Origin of the sequence: Chryseobacterium sp. SSA4.19 (assembly GCF_022601875.1) — a bacterium.
Taxonomy (GTDB): domain Bacteria; phylum Bacteroidota; class Bacteroidia; order Flavobacteriales; family Weeksellaceae; genus Chryseobacterium.
Genome location: NZ_JAKVIP010000014.1, coordinates 59,960 through 86,195, shown reverse-complemented (window position 1 = coordinate 86,195; position 26,236 = coordinate 59,960). Strand labels below are relative to the sequence as shown.

Here is a 26,236-nt window from a genome sequence, read left to right as displayed (position 1 = left end):
ATATAGGGCTTGAGGGAGAAATTTTTGCTTTCCTTTCTAAGCCCTAATTTCTTATCTTTGTGTGATCTTAATATATGAAAGGAAAAGTCATTAAATCCACAGGAAGCTGGTATCAGATTTTAGATTCAGAATCTGAAAGAGTTTTTGAAGCGAGAATCCGCGGAAAATTCAAACTGATTAAAACCAGACTCACCAATCCGCTTGCTGTAGGTGACTTTGTAGAATTCCAGCTCGAACAGGATGATATTGCGTGGATCACAAAAATTGAACCGCGAAGAAATTACTTGATCAGAAAATCGGTAAACCTTTCCAAAGAGGCCCACATCATTGCATCCAATATTGATCTGGCATGCTTTATCTTTACTCTGAAGCATCCTGAAACTTCACTTGGCTTTTTAGACCGTTTTCTTGCGTGTTGTGAAGCGTACAATATTAAGCCTCTTATTCTGTTCAATAAAATCGATGTGCTGCATGAGGAAGAAATTGAAATTGTAAAAGATATAGAATTTCTTTACGAGCAGATAGGATATGATTCTCTGGAGATTTCTTCCTATTCCAGATTAAACCTCGAAAAGCTGCAGGACATTGTTAAAGATAAAACGTCCGTATTTTTCGGGCATTCGGGGTGTGGAAAATCTACCTTGGTCAATGCATTACAGCCCGGATTGAATCTTAAAACTTCTGAAATTTCTGATACCCATTTAAAAGGAAAGCATACCACCACTTTTGCACAGATGCATTTCTGGGATTTCGGCGGCAATGTGATCGATACGCCCGGCGTCCGTGAATTTGCCATGATTGATATTGAAAAAGAAGAAGTACAGCATTATTTTCCTGAAATTTTTAACAAGCGGGAAGAGTGTAAGTTTCATAACTGCATGCATATCAATGAACCTAAATGCGCTGTCCTGGATGCCTTGGAGACAGGTGAGATTCAGCATTCACGCTATGCCAACTATATAAAACTGATGGAAGAGGCTGAAGAATCCGCTCAAAAATAATTACCTCTCTTCCCAAGAGTTACAATAACCTTATTACTATATAAAATACTTAATTTTATTTAAATATAACATAATCTGCAATATTCTCAATTTTCAGAAAAGTAGGAATTAATTATAAAGCAATATAAAGATCGCTTTAATACTTTATTTTTTATTCATGTAAATTCATTTAGTAAATCAGTGAACTTATATCAGATTTATGATAAGATGAACGGAAAATTCCGGCCAATAAAAAACCCAGCCGAAGCTGGGTAAAAACTAATAACCATGAAAACTCAAATTAAACATGAGAATCGCTTTTATAATAGCAATTAGCGTGCCATTAATAATGTTAACATTTGTTAATCTAAGTTATATTGTGTTAAAATTATTTTAACACCTTTCCAATTTATTTTTTGTATTTTTGCGTCATTAAAAAATATATAGTTATGTCTAACATTACATTCACAATGATTAAGCCTGATGCTGTTGCAGATGGTCATATTGGTGGGATATTGGGAAAGATCTCAGAAGGAGGATTCAAAATCAAAGCAATGAAATTGACTCAGCTTACTGTAGCGGATGCAAAAAAATTCTATGAAGTACATGCTGAAAGGCCATTCTACGGAGAATTAGTAGAGTTTATGAGTTCTGGGCCGATTGTTGCTGCTGTTTTAGAAAAAGATAATGCTGTTGAAGATTTCAGAACTTTAATCGGAGCAACTAATCCGGCTGAAGCTGCAGAGGGAACCATCAGAAAAATGTTTGCGAGAAGCATCGGGGAAAATGCCGTTCACGGTTCTGATTCTGATGAAAATGCTCTCATCGAAGCACAGTTTCATTTTTCAGGAAGAGAAATTTTCTAAGAAAAATAGTTTCAAATACAGATCCGGAGATGGTTTTCTCCGGATTTTTTTATGAAGTAAGGTGTTGGCATGGAATAAAGTTATGAAAAGGGCCGGAAGATCTTATTCATCAGCTGAGGGCTTAATAAATTTGTTAGCTCCTGTTTTTAAAATCAACAGCCGGAAATTGGAATACTTATTGATGCCATTTCCAAAAATAATTAGATGAAAATTCCAGCAGCATTAATGGTCAGTCTTCTAACGGTGAGCTTATCTGCCCAGACTACTAAGCCGATTACTAAAAAAGTAAAAAAAGTTACTAAAAAAACCAGTACCGTTCCTGCAAAAAAACCGGCAACTGCAAAAACTGTAGTGCAAAAAGATACTGTTGTACATCATTCAGGATATTGCCCTGCGTGTGGAATGGGATAACATATGAAACCTTACCTAGGATTATCAATGATGGCAGAAACAGATTTTGTTTCCGCCATTTTACCATTATTGCAGAATAGCGAAATAGAAGTACTGGAATGGTCATTTGATACGTTTTTCAATGCTGAAGAGCCAAACTGGCTCTCAAATCTTATCGATTTTTATTCAGATAATAACCGGCTGATCGGGCATGGAGTCTATTATTCTTTATTTGATGCAAAATGGACAAGCCGTCAGCAGCAATGGCTTGATAGTTTGAAATTAGAAACTCAAAAACGTAAATACAGCCATATTACTGAACATTTTGGCTTTATGAATACTGAAAATTTTCATCAGGGAATTCCTTTGCCTGTGCCTCTATGCTCAAAAACTTTACAAATCGGAAAAGACCGGTTGTCCAGATTGCAGAATGTTTTAGAGATTCCTGTAGGTTTAGAAAATCTTGCATTTTCTTTTTCGGCAGATGATATAAAGCAACAGGGTGATTTTTTAGATCAGCTTATCCGGGACATCGATGGTTTTCTGATTCTGGACCTTCATAATATCTATTGCCAGGCTCATAATTTCCGTATGGATATAAAAGAGATTATTAATTCTTATCCTTTAAATAAAGTAAAAGAAGTACATCTGTCAGGAGGAAGCTGGCAAGAAAGTGTGTATGGGAAGATCAGCATGGTCAGGCGCGATACTCATGATGACTGTATACCAAAAGAACTGTTTTCCATACTTCCTTTCGTTCTTGAAAAATGTCATCATTTGAATTATATTATTATAGAAAGGCTTGGAAATTCCATTAAAACAAAAAAAGAAATACAAAATTTCTTACACGATTTTAGAAGGGTACGAAAAATAATGGATGACAGTAGTGCTGAATCGGTTATTGAAAAATGGGTAAAGCCGGAATTTTTACAGGAAGAACCTCTGGAAGATCTTTTGCTTTATCAGGAGCAGGCCCTCCTTACTAAAATGCTATTTGAAAAAGAAAATCAGGAAACCATACGAAATTATCCATTTACTTATTTCAATACGGCGAGCTGGGATCTGGAAATGATAAAAACGGCTGAAAACATTATTAAAAAATGGAATCCTTATTGAGAACGGATCTAAAGGTCTGTATTTAAATCACTAAAGGTTTTTATTGGAATCAATTGTAAGTCTTGACTGACTAAAAATCTGCTATGATTGCGTATAAATACTGAAAATGAGATTACGTATTTCTACGGATGCATGGTATCATATTTTTTATCATCTTTACATCAGCATTAGAACAGAAAATTTAAGCATTAAAGTCTTAAATACTAATAACCATTAACGGCTCAGATTTTCAAAAGAGTAAGGCAGCTCCCATAAGCTGCCTTTTTATATTTTTATTACTATTTGTATAAAGATTAAATCTTCATCAGTTCTATGGTTTTTTCAGGGCTTTCCGCAGAGAAAACCGCATTTCCTGCCACCAGGACATCAGCACCGGCATCAAAAAGTTTAGCGGCATTGTCCAGGTTAACTCCGCCATCAATTTCAATCAGGGCAGTTGAGTTGTTGCTTAAGATCAAATCTTTTGTTTCAGCAATTTTTTTATACGTATTCTCAATAAATTTTTGCCCTCCGAACCCTGGATTTACGCTCATTAATAAAACAAGATCCACATCAGCAATAATATCTTCCAGCATCAGCACGGGAGTGGAGGGGTTTAATACAACTCCTGCTTTTGCGCCTAAACTCTGAATATGATGTATTGTCCTGTGAAGATGGGTACATGCTTCATAATGAACAGAAATTAAATCTGCACCATGAGCAATAAATTCCTCAATATATTTTTCAGGTTCTACAATCATTAAATGAACGTCTACGAATTTTTTAGCATGCTGCTGAACAGTTTTCATCACCGGAAAACCATAGGAGATGTTGGGAACGAATCTGCCGTCCATGATATCAATATGAAACCAGTCTGCCTGTGAATTGTTCACCATTTCAATATCTCTTTGCAGGTTCCCGAAATCTGCAGCTAACAGGGAAGGAGCGATAAGCTTTGTTTTCATTTTTATTTTTTATAAGATGTTGAGATAAAAGATATCAGACTCCAGACTTAAAGTTTTTGACATAATGTATCAAGTCTTGTATCTGTTGTCTGATATCTTATAGTCTTTAGTGGTACTTTAACTTCATTTCCGGCTGTATTTTCAGAAGAGTTTCATAAATCAGCTTAATAACGTTTGCAACATCTTCTTTAGAAACCATTTCCACTGTAGTGTGCATATATCGCAAAGGCAGGGAAATGAGTGCACTCGGTACTCCGCCATTGGAATGAGCAAATGCATCGGTATCAGTTCCCGTAGCCCGGCTTGCCGCAGCTCTTTGGAAAGGAATATTTTTGTCTTTTGCCGTATCAATAATTAATTCCCTGATGGTATGATGAATGCTCGGAGCAAAAAACACTACCGGCCCGTCTCCACATTTCTGATCGCCTTCTTTTTTCTTTTCAATCATCGGGGTTGTGGTGTCATGGGTAACATCTGTGACAATGGCAATATTCGGTTTGATGGTATCTGCAATCATATCGGCTCCGTATAATCCCACCTCTTCCTGAACCGAATTGGTGATATAGAGCCCGAATGGGATTGTATTTTTATTTTCTTTTAAAAGTCTGGCCACTTCGGCAATCATAAATCCTCCGATTCTGTTATCCAGCGCCCGGCATACAAAATACCGGTCATTCATTTCAAAAAATTCATCAGGATAGGTAATCATGCAACCTACATAAATCCCCATATCTTCCACTTCTTTTTTTGAAACAGCACCACAATCGATGAAAATATTTTCAATTTTCGGAGTCGGTTCGTTTTGATTGGCACTTCTGGTATGGATCGCCGGCCATCCGAAGACCCCTTTTACAATTCCTTTTTCACCATGAATATGGACCACTTTGGAAGGTGCAATCGTCTGATCCGATCCTCCGTTTCGGATCACATAAATCAAACCGTCATCCGTAATATAATTTACATACCATGAAATTTCATCGGCATGTGCTTCAATCACTACTTTAAATTCTGCTTCAGGATTGATGATTCCATAGCAGGTTCCGTAATGATCTACTTCAATACGGTCAACATAAGGCCTGATGTAATCCATCCATACTTTTTGTCCTTCATGTTCATAGCCTGTTGGTGATGAAGTGTTTAAATATTTTTCTAAAAATTTTATAGATTTCTTATCAAATTTCATAAAAAAGGAATGATTTTTGCGTTTAATTTTTGCTGTAAATAGGTGTAAAAATAATGAAATTTAACAAGATTATAGCTCTTTTTCTTTTCTTTTTAGGAGCCTCAGTCTTTGGTCAGCGGGATTCTGTTATTGCAATTCCTTTAAGCCAATACCCTCAGGAACTGTTGAAAACAGATGAGTTTGGTAAAAAGTATTATTACGACGAGAGACAGAAAATGAAGGTGTATGAGATTAATGGTGAAACCGTAGTCGTGATGGATGAGCTGGTATTGATCAATAAACCGAAATTTAATAATCAGCTCGATAGAAATTATTATCTGTTTCTTAATAAAAAATTATACCGGGTGTATCCTTTGTTTGTAGCAGCTCTGCAACAATACCGGGATATTCAGAAGGATATGACTGATCTGGACAGTAAGTCGAAGAGAAAATACGTAAAAGACAGACAAAATATGCTCGCCGATCAGTACGAAAAGCAGCTAAGAGATCTTACTACAACAGAAGGCCAGATTTTTGCCAAACTGATGAACCGGGCAACCGGAAAAAACGTGTATGAAATCATTAAAGAACTGAGAGGCGGATGGAGTGCTTTCTGGTGGAACGTAAAAGGAAAGATGGCGGATATCGATATCAAGGATAAATATGATCCTCATGCTAACAGAACGGATCAGTATTTGGAATCTCTCTTACAGTCCAACTGGAATTCCGGCTACCTGCAGCCTTATCCCGGAGCAAAGGACTTTAAAGTTTACAAATAATCAAACATATAAAAATTCCTGTAGGCAGTGGCTTACAGGAATTTTTCTTTCAGTTTATCAAATACGATTTTATCTACCGGCAAAGGGAAGGGATTATCAGGTCTGTTAATCTCAACCCATTCTGTTTTTTCAATACAGGGATCAAGGATCAGAAAATCTTCTTCATTGATAATATTGACCAAATAATAAATGGTAAGCAACTGCTCATTGTCTCTGAAACGAGAAACCAGAAAATCTTCCTGAGTATACAAATGTTCTTTAATTTCAATTTTTACATTAAGCTCTTCATCAAATTCGCGGTGGAGGCATTCCACTAACCCTTCACCATATTCAAGTCCGCCACCCGGAAACTTCATCAGAGCTTCCCCGGCGTATTCTTCAAATAAAGTCAGGACTTTCTCGTCTTTTACAGCACAGGCATACGCTCTGACGTTAATCTTGTCTATCATATATAATATTTGGTAAAGCTAATGTAAGAAATTTTGATAAAACAGGATGGATGTGTGGGACATGTGTTTGATAAAACCGATCAATAAAACAAGCAGTTAATCATTGTAAATCTTTCTGCTTTTAACAGATTATGATTAAATATTGAATGTCAGCTTAACTTAATTGCATTTATCATTTCCCTTTTTCCTGGAGGCCCCTGTTTTTTCTCTACTTTAAAATTCAGCTCCTGCAGGACTCTTCTTACACTTCCTTTTGACGAATAGGTTGTTAATAATCCGTTAACCTTCATTTTATGAGCCACCAGTTCAAATAACGGCTTTTCCCAAAGGTCAGGCTGTACTCTTGCTCCGAAGCAGTCATAATAAACAAGATTAATCGGAGGTAACTCTATGTTTTTCAGGTCAAAGAAGTCACATTGGATCTTTTTAAGATGGAATCCTTTAATGATTTCAACAGGTTTTTCCCAATCTGCATTGTGAACTTTATGATAAATATTTTTAAATTCCTGGTCATCAAAAAGCTCCGCATAGGCTAAATCATTCATTTCAGATTCATTTATGGGATATTTTTCGAGAGAAAAATAATTAATGATATGATTTTTGTCAGTTTTTAAATATTCATTAATTGTTACCAAAACATTCAAACCTGTTCCAAAACCGAGTTCTAAAATATTAATTTCATAATCATTTATCAGAATAAGTCCATTTTTAATAAACACATGTTTGGCTTCCTGAAGGGCTCCGTGATGAGAATGATAGTTTTCATTCAATTCATTGATAAACAGTGTTTTACTTCCATCGTTTGTGGCTCTTATTTCTCTTTTCAAGCTATTTTTTTACAAATTTACTCTAAAATTTTTATATTTAGAAAATTATGTTAAATTTGTGGAACATCATAAAAAATTTTAGAAATGATAATTCAAAAAACTGAAAACTCCAGAATTTCTACATTCGATCCGGAAAATTTTTCTTTTGGAAATACTTTCATCGATCACATGGTGATCTGTGAATATGAAGATGGAAAGTGGGGAGATGTGAAGTTGGTTCCTTATGGTCCTTTAGCATTTACCCCTGCCATGATGGGAGTAAACTACGGACAGGCTTGTTTTGAAGGTATGAAAGCCTATAAAGACAAAGACGGACAGGTTTTCCTTTTCAGGCCCGAAAAGAATTTTGAACGTATCAATAAATCGGCAAAGCGTCTGGCAATGCCTGAAGTAACTGAAGAAATATTTTTAGACGGACTGAAAGCGCTGGTTGACTTAGACAGAGACTGGATCCCAACGGGAGAAGGCAATTCTTTATACATCAGACCTTTGATTTTTGCTACTGAAGAAGCTTTGAAGGCGAGGGTAGCTAATAAATACATGTTTGCAATTGTAGCAACACCGGCAAAAAGTTATTACACAGAGCCGGTTTCTGTGAAGATCTCAGACCATTATTCAAGAGCGGCAAGCGGAGGAGTAGGTTCTGCAAAAGCTGCCGGTAATTATGCGGCTTCTTTTTATCCTACGCAGCTGGCTATCGAAGAGGGATACGAGCAGATTATCTGGACAGATGATGCTACCCATGAATATTTTGAAGAAAGCGGAACGATGAATGTATTTGTAAGAATCAACGATACGATTTTCACCCCGCCGACTTCTGAAAAGATCCTGGACGGTGTTACTAGAGATAGTTTTATCCAACTTGCTAAAAAGAAAGGGATTGAGGTAAAGGTAGAACCGATTAAGGTAAAAGATGTTATAGAAGCTCAGAAAAACGGCACGTTGAAAGAAGTTTGGGGCGTAGGAACAGCGGTTGTAACTACCGTTTTCCAGGCTTTAGGGTATAACGGAGATAAGCTGGAATTGCCAAGACTGTCAGACGAAGAAAGCTATGCAGTTTCGTTAAAGAAAGATTTGGTTGACCTGCAGACGAACCTTGCCGATGATCCTTTCGGATGGAGAGTATTGGTTGATCATGTTATGGAAACTGTTTAGTCTTAAAATAAAAAGGAGTATAAAGCCGGGGAAATTCTCCGGCTTTTTTATTTGTCTTAATTCTACAGATTTTGGAAGTTGTAACCTGCTAAAAATATTATCCATCTATTTTTATAAAAGAAAGTTATTTCTTTGTAAAACAATAAATATAAGTTAAGGTTTAATCAAGTCTCACCAAAAATAAGATAAGGGAACATTAAAGTTTTGAATCAATAAATTCATGAAGTTTTGTAATTGATTCATGAAATGTGTATTTTCGCATAGTTTATGAAAAAAATACTCTTCATATCAATATTGGGCTTATGGAGCTGCAGCAAAAATGCGCAGACTCATCCACCTGTCGGTGGTGTTCTCAGCAAGGATGATCTCAATATTTCCAGGGAAAGAATGAAAAATCTTAATAGCCAGGAAAGAATGCAGATCCAGGAATGGATTAACGGGCAGCCGGTGAAATTTTACCCAACCCAGCTTAATTACTGGACCACTGTTCAGGGATTTGACCAGAGACAGAGAAGGCAGGACAATACTTCGATTTCCTATTCTTATGATCTGTATGATTTTGATGAAACGAAGATCTATGATCAGCCTATCGAAAGAAGAAATGCTAAATTCGGACATTTCGATGAACTGAAAGCAGTAGAAGATGCGTTACGGTTTATTCATGACGGTGAAGAGGTCACGCTTCTGGTTCCTTCAGCATTAGGTTACGGAACATATGGAGATGAGAAAAAAATAGATAATGATATCCCGTTAATCATAAAATTAAAAGCATTATAATCCATGAAATTGTTTAACAAAAATATAATTCTGGCGGCGGCAAGCATTTCGCTGATGAGTTGTACACCAATTTATAAAAAAATGAACGTAGACAAAGAAACTTACGAAGGTCTTAACGACGGGCTTTATGCCAATCTTCAAACAACAAAAGGAAACTTAATCGTAAAATTCGAAGATCAGAAAGCGCCTGTAACGGTAGCTAACTTTATCGGTCTTGCAGAAGGGAAAATCGATAACAAAGCGAAAGCGAAAGGCGTTCCTTTCTATGACGGAACCATTTTCCACAGAGTAATCAAAGATTTCATGATTCAGGGAGGAGATCCCCAAGGAACAGGAATGGGAGATCCGGGATATAAATTTGAGGATGAGAAGAATGATCTTAAGCATACAGGAAAAGGAATCCTTTCTATGGCGAACTCAGGACCTAACACCAATGGTTCCCAGTTTTTCATTACCGAAGTGGCCACTCCTTGGTTAGACGGAAGACATACGATCTTTGGTAAAGTAGTAAAAGGAGATGATGTGATCGATGCGATTGCCAATGTGGAAAAAGGCCCTCAGGATAAACCAAAAACCGATATTGTTTTAGAAAAAGTTTCCGTGTTCAGCAAGGGGGACCAGTACAAAAACTACGATCCAGCTAAAACATTTACGGAAGGGAAGTCTAAAATCGCTGAGAATAACAAAGCGGCTATGGCTAAAGAAGAAGCGGACAAAAAAAAGAAGGAAGAAGAGTTTAAAGCCAATCAGGATAAGATGGTGGAAAACCTGAAAGCGGGAATGCAGAAAACAGAATCCGGTCTTTATTATAAAATCACAAAAACTACTGACGGAAAAGCTCCGAAAGCAGGAGATAATATCGCTGTACATTACGCAGGAAAGCTGGTAGACGGAACTGAATTCGATTCTTCATTCAAGAGAAATGAGCCGATCGAAATTCCAATCGGAATGGGAAGAGTAATCAAAGGTTGGGACGAAGGAATCCTTTTATTAAAAGAAGGAGAAACCGCTACTTTGCTGATTCCGCCTGCAATGGGTTACGGAGCGAATGGAGCAGGAGGAGTGATCCCGCCAAATGCATGGTTGGTATTCGATGTTGAGCTTGTAAAAGTGAAGTAATGTAATCTTTAAGATATTTTGAAAAGCCGTCCATAAGGATGGCTTTTCTAGTTTACCTGTAACGATTGGGTCTGTCCTGCGACAGATTTAATTAATAATTGATGTCTCCGAAAAGTTTAAGACTCTATTAAAAACAATTTGAGAATTTATACTATTTACCTATTTATGAAAACCAAATCATTTCTATTCCTGTTTATGCTGTTATCGTTTGCCTCTTTTGCGCAGACCAAAACCAATCCTGACGATGCCGCAATAAAAAAGTCGCTTACGTACTTTGTAAACAGCATTAAGACGAAAAATATCGATCAGGCTGTTAACTGCATCTATCCGAAATTCTTTACCATTGTTCCGAAAGACCAGATGACCCAGCTGCTGAACATGACATATAATAATCCGTTCATGAAAATTGACGTGAACGATCTGAAATTTGGAACTGTTGAAAAGCCGGAACTGATTAACGGAGAATATTTTTCAATTGTCAATTATTTTTTTAAGCTGAAGTGCAATGTCAGTTCGATGAATGATGACATGAAAAAGAAAATCAGTGCTGCCATGACTGGAAAATACGGTAAAAATAATGTCAAATATATTGCCAGTGAAGGATCATATCTGATCAATGCCAGCATGAAAGCCTGCGCCGTTTCCAAAGACCGGAAATCCTGGAAGTTTGTCATTCTTGAAGAGGGATACAAACCGCGGTTGGTAAAGGTGTTGCCGAAGAAAATTCTGGATAAATTTTAAGCCTGTTTACACTTATAATCTCTCGCAAATATAAATGCAAATAAAATCTGCTGCATCTGAACGCTTATATTCAAAAAAAATAAGATTAAGAATTATATTTTAAACAAGCTTTAGAAGTATAATTGATTTTGAAAGCCGTTATTTATTCCGGAAGGCTTTTTTTATTGAAATCCCTTGATTCCATCGGTAAAGGATAAATTTAATTGAGAATAAAACTCTCTGCGGAAGAAATACTAAAAGTGCTCATTTCCTTAACTTCATAAAAAGCCTTATTTTCGTACAAATTAGATACATGAAAAGAATCTTATACTCAATATTTATATTTTCTACATTAACCGTTTCTGCGCAGGCAAAAAAAATCTTTACAAAGGGACAGGCAAGGCTTCAGAATGCTGTTGAAAAAGTGAACATGAGATTTGACAATAATCTGCCGTTTGTAAAGGTGAGCATTAACGGAAAAAATTATAATTTTCTGTTTGATTCAGGCGCACCGACGGTAATCTCTTATGCGGTATTTAACGATCTGGAACTTACAAGGAAATATAAAGCTTCAGTAAAGGATTCTAACGACAAAATAGAGCAGCAGATCTTTACAGAACTTCCGGAAATGATTGTTGATCAGATCGTTTTCAGAAAAGTGGGAGCTCTTGTGCTCGATCTTAACTCTGCTGAGCTGGGTTGCCTGAAAGTAGACGGGATTATCGGAGCCAACCAAATGGCCAAGCTGTTCTGGAAAGTAAATTATGCTGAACATTCTTTGGAAGCTACGAATGATCTTTCTCTTTTTAACCTGAAAGATTATCCCATCATTCTTCCATTTGAACCCAAACCACAGAAAACGCCTGTTGTAAAGGCCAAGTTCTTTGATAAAGATATAGAATTTACATTCGATACGGGATTTTCTGGCAGATTTGAAATAACGGAGAATAAAGCCGATAATCCTAAATCGGATAAAGTTATAGAAACGTACGGAACAAGAGCCATCGGGGCATTTGGCGCGGCAAAACCTGTCAATGGTAAAATTTTCCGTATCGATTCCTTGGGGTTAGGAAATACCGTTTTTAATAATGAAATTATCTCCACCAGTATTTCAGATCTTTTGGGAAATGAATTTTTAAAGAATTATTCTTTCATTCTGGATTGGAAAAACAATAAAATCTATCTGAAACCCATTAATACGGAGCGTCCGAAACTGGAATCTTTCGGATTCAGTTACCGCTTTATTGATGCAAAACCGATGGTGACCTTTGTATTTCATAATAAGGGCCTGCCAATAAAAATAGGAGATGCCATTATCAGCATTAACTCTACCAATCTGGAAAACCTCAATAACGACTCCGTCTGTTATTATACCATTAACAGAATTGAGAAAGATCAGAAAACAATTGATATGAGAATAAAACGAGATGGCCAGATCCTGGATTTTAAGCTGGAACGAAAAGAATATCTGAATTGATTGTTGAATGACATGGATGAAATAATTTCAAAACATCTGAGATCAGAAATTAATATTTGTCTGGATAACCTGCTTATCCTGGCTGAAAATACTACAGGAATCGGCTATCCCGAAACAATTCTTTTATTTTAACCGATTTTAGTGAGATTAAAGCAGAGAATAGCATTGAAGCAGCAAATTTAAAAATTAAGTTTAATAAGCAGAAAACACAGCAACCCCTTGAAAACATTATTGAAAATTTAGAAGCGGAATATTTTGATCTGTATGATGTTGTTTTTATATGTTTTTAAAGCCAAAAAATCTGAAACCATCATTGAAATAGAGTATTTTAGAAAATCAGATTTTGATATTGAGTATTTTCAAAAAGTTAAGGATAACCGACCGATGTTTCATTCCAAAATAAAAATGCCCGTTACCTGAAAGAAGTGACTAAAACAGATGCTAACTGGCATTTCGGAGGAATAAGGCATTGGTTCAATATGGTTTTTTATGATCTTCATTAACAGCGAAAAAACAAAAACCACCGATAAAAGGCGGTTTCCTTATTATTACCAATTCTTATCAATCATGTAAATCAGCTGTGTCATGGCGACGGCTCCGAGCAGTAATTCCCTGCGGTTCACCTTTTCAAAAGTATCTTCTTCTGTGTGGTGGATATCAAAATACCGCTGGGAATCCGGAAACAGTTCAGCAGTCGGGATGCCCATGTCATGAAGCGGATAAAGATCGGTTCCTGAGTACGTTTCTTTAAAATCATAAACCCCGTAAGGTAGGAAAAGATCTTTCCAGCTTTGGATCTGTTTTCTTTTAGTGTCATCCATATTCAGGGAAATTCCTCTCGGCGTAAATCCTCCTGCATCAGATTCTATTGCAAATAGATGTTTTTCATTCTTGTCTTTTGCCGTTTTTCCGTACTGGATCCCGCCTTTGACCCCATTCTCTTCATTGGCAAAACAAACGACCCTGATGGTATGGTTATTCTGAATTCCTAATTTTTTAAACGTTCTCAAAACTTCAATGCTCTGTACAATCCCTGCTCCGTCATCATGTGCTCCTTCTCCTACATCCCAGGAATCAAGATGCCCGCCGACTACGATCACACTCTGATCTTTTTTACCGGTAATTTCTCCAATGACGGAATGAGACAGTTTTTCAACTTTCATGCCGCAGTTGGAATTAAGTTTCGCTGTGATTGTCCCTGATTTTAACAGATCTGCCAGTTCATCAGCAGTACTGCTCCCGATAGCCACCGCAGGAATTTTATTTTCGCCATCATAGCGCATCGCTCCGGTGTGAGGAATATCGTCGAAAGCGGAAGAAAGTGAACGGATCATTGCAAATTTTCCGCCTTTTTTTGCTGTCAGGGAAGCGGCTGTCGTCCTGTATTTCGCAGCATCACCATATCCTCTGAAAGTTTCTACGTAAGACTGGCTGAATGGATAATTAAAGAAAATGATTTTATCTTTTACCTGGTCCGCAGACAGCTTTTCATACTCATTCATCGAGCGTACCATAATGATCTCACCGGAAACATCTTTTCCTCCTGTTCCTTCGGAGTTTCCCAAAGAAAGCATTTTTAGTTTTTTCCACGCCCCCTTTGCAGTTCTGATCTGTAGCGATTCTTTTCCTCTTATCCAGACCGGAATCATGACTTCCTGAAGCCATACTTTATCTGCTCCTGCACCACGAAGTCTCTGGGCAGCCCATTGCACAGCCTTTTCATAAGATTCTGAACCGCTTAAACGGTGACCGATATTTTTTGTTAAATCTTTTAATTCCGTATAGCCTTTTCCGTAATTTAATATTTCAGTAGAAATTTTTTCAAACTGAAGGGAATCTTTTCCGTTTTGGCCATTGATCATTATTCCACTTAAGAACAATGCAGTATACACAATATGCTTTACTATTTTTTCTTTCATAATCATTTTACCTGCGTCAACTAATTTAATGCCTGATTTCGATATCCAGCTGCCTGCCTTCTGCTGCTGCTTTTTTATCCAGTGATGTGCCCAAACCGACTCCGATAGCCATTCCGATTGGTAATCCGATACTTAGGAGTGCGATATTCCCTATTAACAGTCCGAACGCTGCTCCGATCGGCAATCCGAATGCTCCCATGCCAGCAGCAAGCCATATATTCCTATAGTAATTCCTGGGTACGAGTTTATGGTCTTTTTCAAGAAGCTTGATCATATCCGTCTGCATTTGCTTTAGTGGCTTGTAAACATTTGCATGTTGAAAAGACATGAAATTGATATCCATGATTTTCCGGTTGATGATTTCCACTGTCTTAACCGGGATCTGCTTTTGCTCAATCAGCTTCAGTAGGGTCTGAATCTGCTGATAAAGTACAGCTGTTTTTTTATCGTCAAGAAACTGAGGATCAAGATGAAGTTTGACAATTTCCATAGGTTTAAGTTATTTTGTATTTAAAATGTAAAGTTGACCAATATGTAAATATTTACCAGTTTTTATCAACCATCAAAATCATTTGGGTCATGGCTACGGCACCAAGAAGAAGTTCCCTTTTATTTACTTTGTCAAAAGTATCTTCTATAGAATGATGATAATCAAAATATCTCTGCGTATCCACCACAAGTTCTGCCAACGGAATATCCAGTTTTTTCAAAGGTGAAATATCCTGAATGGCCTCTGTCTGGTCGAAATCATATACGCCGTACGGAAGGAAAAAGTTTTTCCAGCCGAAAACCAGCTTTCTCCGTTGCGCAGACATATCCAGTGAAAAGCCTCTTGGCGAATAGCCTCCTGCATCGGTACCCAGTGCAAAAATATGTTTTTCATCTTTCCTTTTCACGTAAGCAGCATACATCTCACGGCCTTGGCCGCCATTTTCGCTGTTGGCATACAATACGACACGGATTGTATGGTTATTTTCAAAACCGAGTGTTTTCAGCGTCCTTAAAACTTCAATACATTGTACCACTCCGGTACCGTCATCAGTAGCACCTTCCCCAAAATCCCAGGAATCCAGCTGTGCTCCCAAAACAATAACTTTAGCATCCTTTTTACCCGGAATTTCAGCGATGATGTTGGGATTGGTTGTCTGGCCTCTGGATTCGGCATTCATATTGAGTTTTGCCGTTACTTTTTGTTTTTTCAGCATCTTTTCCAGTTCATCTGCAGACTTTACCCCGATAGACAGTGCAGGAATCTTTATTTTATCGTCTGCTTCATAATAAATCATCTTAGCATGCGGCGTATCGTCATTAGCGGTGGTTAAAGATCTGATGATTAAAGCTTTTGCTCCTGTTTTAGCAATAACAGAGGCAGAGATCAGCTTTGATTTTGCCGTAGCTAAATAAGAATCACTCGTATTGATGATCCTCGGATCCATGGGAAGGTTTACGAAAACAATTTTGCCCTTCAGCTGGCCTATTGATAACGCATTAAGTTCAGCGGTGCTTGTAAGCATAACAATCTCGCCAGTCAGATCTTTTCCACCCGTTCCTTCAGAATTTCCGAAAGACAGCATTCTGATATTCTTCCAGTCTCCGTTCTCTGCTTTTATCTGCAGTGATTCTTTTCCTCTTATCCAGACCGGTGCTTTGGCTTCCTGTCTCCAGATCATTTCAATACCGATTTCTTTAAACTTCTTTTCTGCCCATTCTACTGCTTTCGTATATCCCGGAGTAGCGCTGAAGCGTGTCCCGATGCCTTTCGTAAGTTCTCCGAGATTATCATACGCCCTGCCGTTGGTCATGATTTCGTCCGAGATCTTCTTAAATTCATCGTGATAATTAAGTTTGACGGCAATTCCGGTCTTATTTGCTGGTTTTTTCTGAGGTTTTTTTTGAGAAAATAAAAATCCACCCAAAAAGAGTGGAATGATAATGAAGATTTTTTTCATTTTTTATTTACCTTTTTTCTGTGGCTAAAAATAAGGAAAAATTGATTATATTTTACTGTTTCATGTCGTACATGAGCAGGGCGGTAATCAGTTTAGGTTCTATGAAAGTACATTTGGGAGGCATACTCAGCTTAAGATCCGAAATTTTAATCATATCATTAAAGCTTACCGGATAGATCCCGAATCCTACTTTGCCTTCGCCGCTGTCTATTTTTTCTTTGATTAAAGAGATGCCTTCCAGATTTGAAGTCCCTTTTACATAAGCAATTTTTTCAGAGCTGTCCGGGTCTTCGATTTTAAGGATATTCTTAAAGATAAACTTATCCAGAAGATGATGGTCAAGATTATCCAGCGACATTTCCTGTGAACGCAGGTCATGTTTCACGTGAAGGGAATAAAATTTTCCGTCCAGGTACATCGAAATGTGGAATTTCTGTGAGGGAAAATATGCCGTTTCCCCTTTTTCATGAATCAGGAAATATTTTTCGAGTTCTTTCAGAAACTCTTCGTTGGAAAGCCCGTTTGTATCTGTTACAATTCTGTTATAATCGTGGATTTTAATGGATTGGTTAGAAACAATGAAACTGTAAACAAAATTGTAAAGCTCGGTACCATTATGTCTCTTATTTTTGGCTTTCTGATGCTTTGCGTTAAGTGCTGTGGATCCGATCCTGTGATGGCCATCCGCAATATAAAAAGAATCAATCTGGTCAATGACTTCTTTAAACTGCTGAAGTTTCAGACGGTTGTCGATTCTCCAGATTTTATGCCTGATTCCTTTGGTATCCACATGATTGAATATCGGAACATTTTTTTCCTCATGGTTCATAAGGAGCTCGATCTTGGAGTTAGCCGCATAAGTAAGCAGTACAGGCTCCGCCTGAAGATTTACTTTCTCAAGATAATGAGCAAGCTTTTCCTTCTTCTGTGGAATCGTACTTTCGTGCCTTTTGATTTTGCCGTTCCAGAAATCTTCAATACTGGTCAGGCCCAAAAGTCCTCTAAAAACCTGTTTTGTGGGATAAATCTGCTCATAAAGATAGTAGGAAGAATTGTCCTGAACGAGTTTTTTCTCATCCATCAGTTCTTCAAAGGTCGACCGGATTTTTCTTAAATTTCTGTCGATATCCTTGGATTTACTTACAACATAAGGTTTTATCATATTGATGTAAGTATCTTCAACTTGAGCTTTTTCCGTTATTTCTTCCTGAGTGAAGTTATCAAGAGGATGGGTAGGGAAGGTGCTCTCATGATCTTTATGAGGTCGTATTCCACGAAAAGGTTTAAAAATAGGCATATTTTATTGTATAGTTTCTTTTATCTTAATAATTTGTTCTGCTAATTCGATCCCGATTTTTTCCTGTGCGTCCACCGTATTTCCACCGATGTGCGGGGAAAGTGACAGCGCAGGGTTCATCAGCAGCGGTAATTCCGGACGTGGCTCATTTTCAAAAACATCCAATGCGGCACCCGCTACTTTTTCAGATTCGATAAAATCGATCAACGCTACTTCATTAATGACACCGCCTCTTGCCGTATTTACGATATATACTCCGTCTTTCATTTTCTCAAACTGGGGCGTGTCGATGATATATCCTGTTGTTTTCGGCGTATTGATACTGATGAAATCTGCTTCTTTGAGAAAGGCATCCATATCATTGTCTGAAGTAATTTCAAAACTGACTGTCTGACCGTCAAAAAACTTGAGGGTAAGCACTTCCGTTTTTGGCTTTCTGGTGAGTACTTTAATTTTCATTCCCAGAGAAATCCCCATCTTAATTACTTCCTGTCCGATGCTTCCAAAACCAATTACGCCTAACGTTTTTCCTGAAAGTTCGTATGCCTTACTGAAAGACTTCTTCATGGCATCGAAATGAGTTTCCCCTTCCAGCGGCATCAGCCTGTTGGATTCATGAAGAAACCTTGCGAGGGAAAAGAAATGGGCAAACACCAGTTCCGCCACCGATTTTGAAGACGCAGTAGGGGTATTGATGATGTACAGTCCTTTTTCTATTGCGTATTCTACATCAATGTTATCCATTCCTATTCCGCCTCTGCCGATAATTTTAAGCCCCGGACAGGCATCAATAAGATCCTGTCGCACTTTCGTCGCGCTTCTTACCAAAAGAACAGTAACGTTATGTTCATTGATGAAACTGATTAACTGATTCTGTGCCACCCTGTGGTTGAGCATCTCAATTCCGGCATTTTTTAGTACCTGTTCACCTGCTGCAGAAATTCCATCGTTTGCTAAAACTTTCATGGTTTCGTATCTTGATTTGAAGATTAAAAAATTTGATCTTTAAAACTTTAAATCATCTTGCAAATTAAGAAAATTTAAAATAATGTTTTTTTCCTTTAATCTCTGTTTCTTATTCTTTACATTACTTTACAGACCTCATGGCATCTACCAGTACCTGCACACTTTCAATAGGCATCGCGTTATAGAGGCTCGCTCTATATCCGCCGAGGCTTCGGTGCCCGTTCAGTCCGCTGATTCCTGCTGTTTTCCATGCATTGTCGAATGCTTCTTTTTTGCTTTCGTCTGTTAATCTGAAAGAGACATTCATAAGGGAACGGTCTTCTTTTACACAGAACGTTTCAAATAAAGGATTGCTGTCTATTTCATCATATAAAAGCTGTGCTTTGGCTGTATTTCTGGCTTCAGCTGCAGCAATTCCTCCGTTGTTTTCCAGATATTGCAGGGTAAGCAATGATGCGTATACAGGGAATACCGGCGGCGTATTGTACATGGATTCTTTGGCAATATGCTGGGAATAATCCAGAATGGAGAACATGTTTTCTCTTCCCGTTTTCCCCAGAATTTCCTTTTTAATCACTACTAATGTGACACCGGCAGGACCCATGTTTTTCTGAGCTCCTGCATAAATGAGATCAAATTTTGAAAAATCCAGCTGTCTGGAGAAGATATCTGAACTCATGTCGCAGACCATCAAAGTATCCACTTCAGGGAATGATTTCATCTGGGTTCCATAGATCGTATTATTGGAAGTACAGTGAAAATAATCATATTCTGAACCTACGGTATAGTCTTTTGGAATGAAATTGTAGTTCTGATCTTTTGAAGAACCTACCACATCTACCATTCCTACTTTTTTAGCTTCTTTAATCGCTCCTGCCGCCCAGGTACCGGTATCAGTATACGCTGCTTTTCCGCCCACTTTCATCAGGTTGTAAGGAACCATGGCAAACTGAAGGCTTGCACCGCCTCCCAAATACAAGACTTCATAATCATCGCCCAAATTCATCAGTCTTTTCACAATAGCTCGGGCTTCATCCATAACGGCTACGAAATCCTTGCTTCTGTGCGAAATTTCAAGAAGGGAAAGTCCGATTCCGTTAAAATCCAAAATCGCCTGTGCCGATTTTTCGAATACTTCCTGAGGTAAGATGCATGGTCCTGCGCTGAAGTTATGCTTTTTGCTCATATTTTTATTTTTTAGTTGGCTGTAAAAACTTTTCTCTTACAGCTTTTTGGTTGTTCTTATAAAATAATTGTGACGTATATATACAAAAAACCGCCTCATGGTGATTGAGACGGCAGGTTTTATTCTCCGTGTAAGAATGCTTTTTTATTAAGCAGTGTTTCTTCAGATTCCACATGGTCTTCATCAGGAACACAGCAGTCAACAGGGCAAACTGCCGCACATTGGGGCTCTTCATGGAAGCCTTTGCATTCCGTACATTTATCCGTTACAATAAAATATACATCATCACTTACAGGCTCCTGTGGATCATCCGCATTGATTGTTAATCCGGACGGCATGGTTACCGTACCTTTCAGTTCGGTGCCTTCTGAAGCTTTCCAATCTACTGCTCCTTCATAAATTGCATTATTCGGGCATTCCGGCTCACAGGCGCCGCAATTAATGCATTCATCAGTTATTTTAATAGCCATCGCTAATTTTTTTTAAATTTGCACAAAATTACAAAATATTCCCCAATTTTGCAGCAATTATGAATACTGAAAATCAAGTTTTAGGACTTATACGTCTTAGCAGCTATATAACAGAGTTTTTAGATGAAAATCCGGAAGATTATAATGATAAAGATTTTGATTTTGAACTTTTAATTAAAAAAACCGAAATTGAAAATCCCTGGTTCACTATTGAGAATCAGAAATTTGCCTTTAGGCAATGGGCAGATCTTCTGACTCATGAAAACATCAGCAATTGGCTTAAGAAATATTCTATTTCGAAAACGTCAAAAAGAGTAGGACTGATCTTAGCCGGAAATATTCCGCTTGTTGGCTTTCATGATATTATTTCCGTTATTTTGAGCAATCATATTCCTGTGATTAAACTATCTTCCAAAGACCGCTATATGGTTCCGTTTCTGTTAAAAAAATGGGAAGAGTTTTCTGACGGGCAGATCAAATATGAATTTGTGGAAAAGCTGGAGAATTTTGATGCGGTAATTGCTACGGGAAGTAACAACACCGCGAGGTATCTGGAATATTATTTTAAAAACTATTTACACATCATCAGAAAAAACAGGACTTCAGTGGCTGTTTTAAAAGGGGATGAAACTGATGAAGAGTTACAGCTTCTGGCAAACGATATTTTCCGGTATTTCGGATTGGGATGCAGGAATGTAACCAGACTTTTTATTCCTGATGATTTTCTTATAGACCGCCTTTTTGAAAGTTTTTTAAATTTTCAGGATATTATCAATCATCATAAATATGCAAATAACTACGATTATAACCGTGCAGTTTATCTTTTAAACCAGGATAAGTTCTGGGATAATAATTTTGTAATGCTGAAGGAGGATGAAAAACTTTTCAGCCCGCTTTCTGTGATTAATTTCAGCAGATATTCATCCCTGGACAATGTGAAAAGTTTTATTGAAGAAAATGAGGAACATATTCAATGTGTGGTTGCTAAAAATGAGTTAGGTCTGGATTCTGTGAAACCAGGTGAAGCACAAAGTCCCGGTTTAGCTACCTATGCAGATAATGTCGATACAATGAAATTTTTATCAGTAATATAATTCTTCGTATCTTGCTGTCAACCATTATTACATTCGATATGAAAAAAATAATCCTGGCAGTTGCCGTTTTGGCTTTTCAGCTAAGCTTTTCCCAACAGAAAAGCAGTGTAAAAATCGTTGAAAGCAAGAAAACTGAACTCACTTCTGAGCTGAGTAAAGATAAAATTGACCTATACAACCATTCATTTTTAAAATTTGTTGCAGCTTTAAAGGCTTCCGATAAGAATGCTGTCAGCAGCCTCATTTCTGATAAGGTTAAAGATGTTGTCAATGATAATATTATTCAGAAATTATCGGGAGGCATCAGCTTTGAAAGGAAAACCGAAGTATATAAATCCGGTTATCAGAAAGTAATGGATAACGAAACCTATCCTGCCATCCAGTATAAATATGCCGATGATACACTAGATCCGCCAAGGGATATTATCACGGTAATTTTTGAAAATGACGGAAAGATTCTTGGTGTGAAACCGGAATATGCAAAGTAAGAAGGCAATAAAATATTTTGCAGAATTAAATAATCAAATTAATTAAACTTAAAATACTATGATGACAGATGTTTTAGTCGCACATTCTTCGGATGTAGAAAAGGCGGGCTTTTACAGAAAAACGTATCTGCACGTTGCTTTAGCAATCCTAGCCTTTATCGGGGTTGAGACTGTTTTATTACAAACCATTCCGGATCAGCTGATCTATGCCATGTTTGCACAGCGATATCTCTGGCTGCTGATTATCGGGGTATTCTGGCTGGCTTCGGTTCTGGCGACCAAATGGTCACTTTCTTTAAGCAAATCCACTCAGTATTTCGGATTAGGATTTTATGTCTTACTGGAAGCTGTGATTTTCCTTCCGCTTATCAAGATTGCTACACTGTATGCCGGACCTCAGGTAATATTCCAGGCTGCAATGTTAACAATTGCTATGTTTGCAGGGATTTCAACCGTGGCATTCACTTCAAAAAGGGATTTTTCTTTTCTCAGGAATATTATTGTGATCGGAGGATTCATTGCTCTGGGGCTGATCGTTGGCGGTATGGTTTTCAGCTTTAATTTAGGCCTTTGGTTTTCAGTAGGAATGGTAATTCTTGCTTCTGCAACCATTCTTTACCAAACAAGCAAGCTTAAGGATTCCTACGCTACCAATCAGTACGTGGGTGCTTCTTTACAGCTGTTTGCCTCGATTATGCTCCTGTTCTGGTATATCCTGAGCATTCTGATGAGCAGAAGAAGCTGATAAGAATTATGAATTTAAAGGTATGACTTTATCATAAACTTAATAAACCCAAAAAATCCTGATGTTCTCCATCGGGATTTTTTATTCCAAGAATATTGATTCCTTGGAAATTTTTAAATATTAAAATCTTTCAATATTTAATTTGAATTATTTGTCAATTGACCCTAAAACCTTTTGGGCAAAAGAATTTAAAGCATCCTTTTCGCTCATTCCGTTCTGTACGGCAGCATGAACCTCAAGCGCTCCGCAGATGTTGGTGATTAATTCTCCTGCTACATTAAGATCTTCTTCACCGGTTCCTCTGAATTCGCAGAAGCTTTCTAAAACTTCCAGTGTCTTTTCAAGATTTTCCGGGCTTTGGTTTTGATAAAACTGTCTGATGATAGGTAACTTCATAATTACAATTCATTAAATAACTCGGTTAAACTTTCTGCCTTGTTGGTCTGAACCTGGTTGACCAATTCTCCGTTTCTGAAAATGGCAAAAGTAGGTAAATTGTCAACCTTGGCTAACTTCCTGCTTTCCGGTAATTTCTCAGCATCTACATAAAGGAAAGGTATGGTTTCATTATCAGAAGCCAGCTTTTTGAATTTCGGCTTCATAATCCTGCAGTTGCCACACCAGGTTGCTCCATACTGAACGACAACCTTTTCATTATCATTTACAATATTCTGTAAGGTATCTTCTGTTAATTCTGTATACATTTTATTAATTTGAAAATTTGGTAATTTAATAATTTGAAAATGAGGATAAAATAGAAAATGAGATAATTCTTAATAATCATAGGATTAATTTTCAAATTATCTCATCTTCAAATTAACACATTGTATTAGTTTTTTGCTAAATACTCAGCGGTAGAATTTCTGTCTGCTTTCATTGCTTCCTTTCCTTCTTCCCAGTTGGCAGGGCAAACTTCACCATGCTTCTGAACATGCGTATAAGCATCAATTAATCTGATATATTCTTTTACGTTTCTTCCTAAAGGCATATCGTTTACAGACTCATGGAAAATTTTTCCTGTTTCGTCGATAAGATATGTTGCTCTGTAGGTAACGTTTGAGCCTGTGAAAACCTCTTCACCCTCATCATTATATTCGAAATCCTGATCAACAATTCCTAAAAGATTAGCCAGCTGTCTGTGCGTGTCAGCCAAAAGCGGATAAGTAACCCCTTCTATACCTCCATTATCTTTTGATACATTCAGCCATGCAAAGTGTACTTCATTGGTATCACAAGAAGCACCGATTACTTTGGTGTTTCTTTTTTCAAATTCACCTAAAGCCTCCTGGAAAGCATGTAACTCAGTCGGACAAACGAAAGTGAAATCTTTCGGGTACCAGAATAAAAGAACTTTCTGCTGATTAGCTGTTGCTTCTTCGAAGATGTTGATCCTTAAATCGTCACCCATTTCAGACATAGCATCAATCGCTACATTCGGGAATTTTTTTCCTACTAAAGACATAATTTTCTTGTTTTTATATTTAAATTTTTCTAGTGCAAATATATTGCTATTTCGTCTATTGAACAATGTATGATTAATAAATAAAATCTATAACCATTTTTGATTATATAAAGGAAAATGACTTGATTAAGGAATTATATTTTCAATATTAAATATTTAGAAAACTAGATTTATAAACTTCAAATAATTTCTTGATATCTATTTTAGTGATCTTTCCCCAAAATATTATTAGTAAAAGCGGATTCTATAGAAATAATTCTCAAGTCGTTGAAATATATCAAAATTTAGATTTTGTATATTATAGTTAGTATTTCTAAAATTATTATTTATGAAAAATTTGAAAAATTATCAAGAGAGGATTTAAGATTACTTTCTGGAGGGAAATTTGCTGTTGAACGCAGCAAAGCACATTGTGTATGCAGCATGTCTCCAAAAAGATGTTGATTCAGTTTTAACTTCAGACATTTTAGCTGCAGGTGAACAAGCTTGTGGCGGCCCTGTAGCAGGTTGTGTGACAAACAATACTTATCACTATTGATATTAAAAAACCGTCTTATAAGTTTAAGACGGTTTTATTTATCATTGCAATCATAAAAACCTTTTTTAAAGCAATTAGAACAAATACTTGAACTTTACACGGTTCAAGTATCTTAATTAAATTTCTCCAATAGTTTTTTAATTCTTCCCATCGCTTCAATCAGATCTTCTTCTGATGCTGCGTAAGAAAACCGGATGCATTCAGGACTTCCGAAGGAAACACCGCCGACGCATCCAACATAAGCATTTTCTAAAAGAAACATGGCAAAATCATCAGCATCTTTAATGATTGTTCCGTTTAAAGTTTTTCCGATATAATAGGATATATCAGGAAAAAAATAAAATGCCGCTTTCGGCAGTACGACCTTAAAGCCCGGAATTTCTTTGATTAAATCATACATCAGATCCCTTCTTTTTTTAAAGGCATCGATCATATACCGATATTCCGAAGGATCGGTTTTCAGAGCGGTAATTGAAGCTCTCTGTGCCATCGTATTTGCACCGCTGGTCATCTGGCCCTGAATTTTCTCGCAAGCCTTTGCCAGCCACTCCGGACATGCGGAGTATCCGATTCTCCAGCCAGTCATTGCGAAAGCTTTTGACATTCCGTTGATCACAGCTGTTTGTTCGTAAATTTCAGGAAACTGTGCAATAGATGTTGTTTTTGTTTCATAATTGATGTATTCGTAGATCTCATCTGAAATTACAGTGACATAAGGATATTTGGCAATAACTTTTGCCAGGGATTTCAATTCGTCGTAAGTATAATATCCACCGGAAGGATTACACGGAGAACTGAACAATACAGCCTTTGTTTTATCCGTAATGGCTTCCTCAAGCTGTTCGGCAGTAATTTTAAAATCGGTAACATAAGAGGTCGGAAGCATTACGGAAGTTCCCCCCATCATTTTTACCATTTCATCATAGCTTACCCAGTAAGGATTCGGAAGGATTACTTCATCTCCATCATTGAGAAGCGCTGCCAGAACATTTAAAATAGCCTGCTTGGCACCGTTTGATACACAGATTTGAGTGGGTTTATATTGTAAATGATTATCTCTTTTCAGTTTGTCACAGATGGCTTCACGAAGTTCTAAAAATCCGGGAACAGGAGAGTAGTGACTGTAGTTTTGGTTAATGGCATCAAAAGCAGCCTGTTTTATAGTGTCAGGAACGTCAAAATCAGGTTCCCCTAAAGTTAAACTGATCACATTAATTCCGGCAGCTTTCATCTCTCTGGCCTTATTTGACATGACAAAAGTCTGCGAGTAGCCTAATCTATTGACTCTGTCTGAAAGTTTATTCATAATTTTTTTGCATTTGAACAAATATATAATAAAAACTTAATTTGAATAAAATGTG

28 protein-coding genes are annotated in these 26,236 nt (G+C 37.3%); 13 read left to right on the top strand and 15 right to left on the bottom strand.

Translation table 11 applies throughout. The features are described 5' to 3' along the window. Positions 1 to 74 precede the first annotated feature (74 nt). The 4 genes from rsgA (at position 75) to MKJ01_RS11435 (ending at position 3,352) form a co-directional block, all read left to right on the top strand. Positions 75 to 1,001 (top strand): ribosome small subunit-dependent GTPase A, encoded by a 927-nt coding sequence (rsgA, locus tag MKJ01_RS11450; RefSeq protein WP_241614082.1) that lies wholly within the window; start codon positions 75 to 77, stop codon positions 999 to 1,001. A 428-nt stretch (positions 1,002 to 1,429) separates the two neighbouring features. Next, positions 1,430 to 1,846, top strand: a complete 417-nt coding sequence (locus tag MKJ01_RS11445) for a nucleoside-diphosphate kinase (protein WP_241614083.1) — start codon at positions 1,430 to 1,432, stop codon at positions 1,844 to 1,846. Positions 1,847 to 2,050: 204 nt separating this feature from the next. Further along, positions 2,051 to 2,257: a hypothetical protein gene (locus MKJ01_RS11440; protein ID WP_241614084.1), complete on the top strand. Its 207-nt coding sequence runs from the start codon at positions 2,051 to 2,053 to the stop codon at positions 2,255 to 2,257. Positions 2,258 to 2,260: 3 nt separating this feature from the next. Then, on the top strand, positions 2,261 to 3,352 hold the full coding sequence (locus MKJ01_RS11435; protein WP_241614085.1) for a DUF692 family multinuclear iron-containing protein: 1,092 nt from the start codon (positions 2,261 to 2,263) through the stop codon (positions 3,350 to 3,352). A gap of 293 nt (positions 3,353 to 3,645) precedes the next feature. Here the strand turns inward: MKJ01_RS11435 and rpe are convergent, their stop codons facing one another. Then, a complete protein-coding gene (gene rpe / locus MKJ01_RS11430; protein ID WP_241614086.1) occupies positions 3,646 to 4,296 on the bottom strand; it encodes a ribulose-phosphate 3-epimerase in 651 nt (216 codons plus the stop codon). Between the two features lie 106 nt (positions 4,297 to 4,402). After that, positions 4,403 to 5,479 carry a M42 family metallopeptidase gene (locus MKJ01_RS11425; protein WP_241614087.1) on the bottom strand — a complete coding sequence of 359 codons (1,077 nt, stop codon included), beginning with the start codon at positions 5,477 to 5,479 and terminating at the stop codon, positions 4,403 to 4,405. Positions 5,480 to 5,532: 53 nt separating this feature from the next. On the opposite strand from MKJ01_RS11425, the gene MKJ01_RS11420 reads away from it, so the two are divergent. Next, complete coding sequence (locus tag MKJ01_RS11420; protein WP_241614088.1) at positions 5,533 to 6,237, top strand: DUF4294 domain-containing protein; 705 nt, start codon at positions 5,533 to 5,535, stop codon at positions 6,235 to 6,237. A gap of 32 nt (positions 6,238 to 6,269) precedes the next feature. Here MKJ01_RS11420 and MKJ01_RS11415 read toward each other — a convergent pair whose 3' ends face one another. Together MKJ01_RS11415 and mnmD are read right to left on the bottom strand one after the other, a co-directional pair. Further along, the gene (locus MKJ01_RS11415) at positions 6,270 to 6,686 is read right to left on the bottom strand and encodes an NUDIX domain-containing protein (RefSeq protein WP_241614089.1); all 417 of its coding nucleotides are present in this window, start codon (positions 6,684 to 6,686) and stop codon (positions 6,270 to 6,272) included. Between the two features lie 149 nt (positions 6,687 to 6,835). Beyond that, the gene (gene mnmD, locus MKJ01_RS11410; RefSeq protein ID WP_241614090.1) at positions 6,836 to 7,513 is read right to left on the bottom strand and encodes a tRNA (5-methylaminomethyl-2-thiouridine)(34)-methyltransferase MnmD; all 678 of its coding nucleotides are present in this window, start codon (positions 7,511 to 7,513) and stop codon (positions 6,836 to 6,838) included. Positions 7,514 to 7,597: 84 nt separating this feature from the next. On the opposite strand from mnmD, the gene MKJ01_RS11405 reads away from it, so the two are divergent. The 5 genes from MKJ01_RS11405 (at position 7,598) to MKJ01_RS11385 (ending at position 12,761) form a co-directional block, all read left to right on the top strand. Then, complete coding sequence (locus MKJ01_RS11405) at positions 7,598 to 8,668, top strand: branched-chain amino acid aminotransferase (RefSeq protein WP_241614091.1); 1,071 nt, start codon at positions 7,598 to 7,600, stop codon at positions 8,666 to 8,668. A gap of 267 nt (positions 8,669 to 8,935) precedes the next feature. Then, the gene (locus tag MKJ01_RS11400; RefSeq protein WP_241614092.1) at positions 8,936 to 9,445 is read left to right on the top strand and encodes an FKBP-type peptidyl-prolyl cis-trans isomerase; all 510 of its coding nucleotides are present in this window, start codon (positions 8,936 to 8,938) and stop codon (positions 9,443 to 9,445) included. 81 nt (positions 9,446 to 9,526) lie between these two features. Then, complete coding sequence (locus MKJ01_RS11395; protein WP_241632612.1) at positions 9,527 to 10,564, top strand: peptidylprolyl isomerase; 1,038 nt, start codon at positions 9,527 to 9,529, stop codon at positions 10,562 to 10,564. 165 nt (positions 10,565 to 10,729) lie between these two features. Then, a complete protein-coding gene (locus MKJ01_RS11390) occupies positions 10,730 to 11,305 on the top strand; it encodes a hypothetical protein (RefSeq protein WP_241614093.1) in 576 nt (191 codons plus the stop codon). Between the two features lie 292 nt (positions 11,306 to 11,597). Further along, positions 11,598 to 12,761 carry an aspartyl protease family protein gene (locus MKJ01_RS11385; RefSeq protein ID WP_241614094.1) on the top strand — a complete coding sequence of 388 codons (1,164 nt, stop codon included), beginning with the start codon at positions 11,598 to 11,600 and terminating at the stop codon, positions 12,759 to 12,761. A gap of 548 nt (positions 12,762 to 13,309) precedes the next feature. On the opposite strand, the gene MKJ01_RS11380 is transcribed toward MKJ01_RS11385, so the two are convergent. The 7 genes from MKJ01_RS11380 to MKJ01_RS11350 form a co-directional block, all read right to left on the bottom strand. Beyond that, positions 13,310 to 14,680 carry a M20/M25/M40 family metallo-hydrolase gene (locus tag MKJ01_RS11380; protein ID WP_241614095.1) on the bottom strand — a complete coding sequence of 457 codons (1,371 nt, stop codon included), beginning with the start codon at positions 14,678 to 14,680 and terminating at the stop codon, positions 13,310 to 13,312. A gap of 25 nt (positions 14,681 to 14,705) precedes the next feature. Continuing rightward, positions 14,706 to 15,170 (bottom strand): hypothetical protein, encoded by a 465-nt coding sequence (locus MKJ01_RS11375; protein WP_241614096.1) that lies wholly within the window; start codon positions 15,168 to 15,170, stop codon positions 14,706 to 14,708. 52 nt (positions 15,171 to 15,222) lie between these two features. Next, positions 15,223 to 16,629, bottom strand: a complete 1,407-nt coding sequence (locus tag MKJ01_RS11370) for a M28 family peptidase (RefSeq protein ID WP_241614097.1) — start codon at positions 16,627 to 16,629, stop codon at positions 15,223 to 15,225. A gap of 52 nt (positions 16,630 to 16,681) precedes the next feature. Then, positions 16,682 to 17,926 (bottom strand): DUF1015 domain-containing protein, encoded by a 1,245-nt coding sequence (locus tag MKJ01_RS11365; RefSeq protein WP_241614098.1) that lies wholly within the window; start codon positions 17,924 to 17,926, stop codon positions 16,682 to 16,684. A gap of 3 nt (positions 17,927 to 17,929) precedes the next feature. Continuing rightward, entirely contained in the window at positions 17,930 to 18,892 is a 963-nt protein-coding gene (locus tag MKJ01_RS11360; RefSeq protein ID WP_241614099.1) for a D-2-hydroxyacid dehydrogenase, read from the bottom strand. 121 nt (positions 18,893 to 19,013) lie between these two features. Beyond that, positions 19,014 to 20,078: a 3-phosphoserine/phosphohydroxythreonine transaminase gene (gene serC / locus MKJ01_RS11355; protein ID WP_241614100.1), complete on the bottom strand. Its 1,065-nt coding sequence runs from the start codon at positions 20,076 to 20,078 to the stop codon at positions 19,014 to 19,016. A 119-nt stretch (positions 20,079 to 20,197) separates the two neighbouring features. Continuing rightward, a complete protein-coding gene (locus tag MKJ01_RS11350; protein WP_241614101.1) occupies positions 20,198 to 20,548 on the bottom strand; it encodes a 4Fe-4S dicluster domain-containing protein in 351 nt (116 codons plus the stop codon). Between the two features lie 59 nt (positions 20,549 to 20,607). Here MKJ01_RS11350 and MKJ01_RS11345 point away from each other — a divergent pair, with 59 nt between their 5' ends. The 3 genes from MKJ01_RS11345 to MKJ01_RS11335 are packed head-to-tail and all read left to right on the top strand — an operon-like array spanning position 20,608 to position 22,875. Then, positions 20,608 to 21,642 (top strand): acyl-CoA reductase, encoded by a 1,035-nt coding sequence (locus tag MKJ01_RS11345; protein WP_241614102.1) that lies wholly within the window; start codon positions 20,608 to 20,610, stop codon positions 21,640 to 21,642. A 38-nt stretch (positions 21,643 to 21,680) separates the two neighbouring features. Continuing rightward, complete coding sequence (locus MKJ01_RS11340; protein WP_241614103.1) at positions 21,681 to 22,130, top strand: hypothetical protein; 450 nt, start codon at positions 21,681 to 21,683, stop codon at positions 22,128 to 22,130. Between the two features lie 58 nt (positions 22,131 to 22,188). Then, a complete protein-coding gene (locus MKJ01_RS11335; protein ID WP_241614104.1) occupies positions 22,189 to 22,875 on the top strand; it encodes a Bax inhibitor-1 family protein in 687 nt (228 codons plus the stop codon). A gap of 147 nt (positions 22,876 to 23,022) precedes the next feature. Here the strand turns inward: MKJ01_RS11335 and MKJ01_RS11330 are convergent, their stop codons facing one another. The 4 genes from MKJ01_RS11330 to MKJ01_RS11315 form a co-directional block, all read right to left on the bottom strand. Then, the gene (locus tag MKJ01_RS11330; protein ID WP_241614105.1) at positions 23,023 to 23,271 is read right to left on the bottom strand and encodes a hypothetical protein; all 249 of its coding nucleotides are present in this window, start codon (positions 23,269 to 23,271) and stop codon (positions 23,023 to 23,025) included. Between the two features lie 2 nt (positions 23,272 to 23,273). After that, entirely contained in the window at positions 23,274 to 23,579 is a 306-nt protein-coding gene (locus MKJ01_RS11325) for a thioredoxin family protein (RefSeq protein ID WP_241614106.1), read from the bottom strand. A 125-nt stretch (positions 23,580 to 23,704) separates the two neighbouring features. Then, positions 23,705 to 24,337: a peroxiredoxin gene (locus MKJ01_RS11320; protein ID WP_241614107.1), complete on the bottom strand. Its 633-nt coding sequence runs from the start codon at positions 24,335 to 24,337 to the stop codon at positions 23,705 to 23,707. Positions 24,338 to 24,987: 650 nt separating this feature from the next. After that, complete coding sequence (locus MKJ01_RS11315) at positions 24,988 to 26,181, bottom strand: pyridoxal phosphate-dependent aminotransferase (RefSeq protein ID WP_241614108.1); 1,194 nt, start codon at positions 26,179 to 26,181, stop codon at positions 24,988 to 24,990. Positions 26,182 to 26,236: the final 55 nt, after the last annotated feature.

Excerpts from the sequence above, each read along its gene's own strand:
- rsgA (WP_241614082.1), top strand. The coding sequence starts at position 75 with ATGAAAGGAAAAGTCATTAAATCCACAGGAAGCTGGTATCAGATTTTA.
- MKJ01_RS11445 (WP_241614083.1), top strand. The coding sequence starts at position 1,430 with ATGTCTAACATTACATTCACAATGATTAAGCCTGATGCTGTTGCAGAT.
- MKJ01_RS11440 (WP_241614084.1), top strand. The coding sequence starts at position 2,051 with ATGAAAATTCCAGCAGCATTAATGGTCAGTCTTCTAACGGTGAGCTTA.
- MKJ01_RS11435 (WP_241614085.1), top strand. The coding sequence starts at position 2,261 with ATGAAACCTTACCTAGGATTATCAATGATGGCAGAAACAGATTTTGTT.
- rpe (WP_241614086.1), bottom strand. The coding sequence starts at position 4,296 with ATGAAAACAAAGCTTATCGCTCCTTCCCTGTTAGCTGCAGATTTCGGG.
- MKJ01_RS11425 (WP_241614087.1), bottom strand. The coding sequence starts at position 5,479 with ATGAAATTTGATAAGAAATCTATAAAATTTTTAGAAAAATATTTAAAC.
- MKJ01_RS11420 (WP_241614088.1), top strand. The coding sequence starts at position 5,533 with ATGAAATTTAACAAGATTATAGCTCTTTTTCTTTTCTTTTTAGGAGCC.
- MKJ01_RS11415 (WP_241614089.1), bottom strand. The coding sequence starts at position 6,686 with ATGATAGACAAGATTAACGTCAGAGCGTATGCCTGTGCTGTAAAAGAC.
- MKJ01_RS11405 (WP_241614091.1), top strand. The coding sequence starts at position 7,598 with ATGATAATTCAAAAAACTGAAAACTCCAGAATTTCTACATTCGATCCG.
- MKJ01_RS11400 (WP_241614092.1), top strand. The coding sequence starts at position 8,936 with ATGAAAAAAATACTCTTCATATCAATATTGGGCTTATGGAGCTGCAGC.
- MKJ01_RS11395 (WP_241632612.1), top strand. The coding sequence starts at position 9,527 with ATGAACGTAGACAAAGAAACTTACGAAGGTCTTAACGACGGGCTTTAT.
- MKJ01_RS11390 (WP_241614093.1), top strand. The coding sequence starts at position 10,730 with ATGAAAACCAAATCATTTCTATTCCTGTTTATGCTGTTATCGTTTGCC.
- MKJ01_RS11385 (WP_241614094.1), top strand. The coding sequence starts at position 11,598 with ATGAAAAGAATCTTATACTCAATATTTATATTTTCTACATTAACCGTT.
- MKJ01_RS11380 (WP_241614095.1), bottom strand. The coding sequence starts at position 14,680 with ATGAAAGAAAAAATAGTAAAGCATATTGTGTATACTGCATTGTTCTTA.
- MKJ01_RS11375 (WP_241614096.1), bottom strand. The coding sequence starts at position 15,170 with ATGGAAATTGTCAAACTTCATCTTGATCCTCAGTTTCTTGACGATAAA.
- MKJ01_RS11370 (WP_241614097.1), bottom strand. The coding sequence starts at position 16,629 with ATGAAAAAAATCTTCATTATCATTCCACTCTTTTTGGGTGGATTTTTA.
- MKJ01_RS11365 (WP_241614098.1), bottom strand. The coding sequence starts at position 17,926 with ATGCCTATTTTTAAACCTTTTCGTGGAATACGACCTCATAAAGATCAT.
- MKJ01_RS11360 (WP_241614099.1), bottom strand. The coding sequence starts at position 18,892 with ATGAAAGTTTTAGCAAACGATGGAATTTCTGCAGCAGGTGAACAGGTA.
- serC (WP_241614100.1), bottom strand. The coding sequence starts at position 20,078 with ATGAGCAAAAAGCATAACTTCAGCGCAGGACCATGCATCTTACCTCAG.
- MKJ01_RS11350 (WP_241614101.1), bottom strand. The coding sequence starts at position 20,548 with ATGGCTATTAAAATAACTGATGAATGCATTAATTGCGGCGCCTGTGAG.
- MKJ01_RS11345 (WP_241614102.1), top strand. The coding sequence starts at position 20,608 with ATGAATACTGAAAATCAAGTTTTAGGACTTATACGTCTTAGCAGCTAT.
- MKJ01_RS11340 (WP_241614103.1), top strand. The coding sequence starts at position 21,681 with ATGAAAAAAATAATCCTGGCAGTTGCCGTTTTGGCTTTTCAGCTAAGC.
- MKJ01_RS11335 (WP_241614104.1), top strand. The coding sequence starts at position 22,189 with ATGATGACAGATGTTTTAGTCGCACATTCTTCGGATGTAGAAAAGGCG.
- MKJ01_RS11330 (WP_241614105.1), bottom strand. The coding sequence starts at position 23,271 with ATGAAGTTACCTATCATCAGACAGTTTTATCAAAACCAAAGCCCGGAA.
- MKJ01_RS11325 (WP_241614106.1), bottom strand. The coding sequence starts at position 23,579 with ATGTATACAGAATTAACAGAAGATACCTTACAGAATATTGTAAATGAT.
- MKJ01_RS11320 (WP_241614107.1), bottom strand. The coding sequence starts at position 24,337 with ATGTCTTTAGTAGGAAAAAAATTCCCGAATGTAGCGATTGATGCTATG.
- MKJ01_RS11315 (WP_241614108.1), bottom strand. The coding sequence starts at position 26,181 with ATGAATAAACTTTCAGACAGAGTCAATAGATTAGGCTACTCGCAGACT.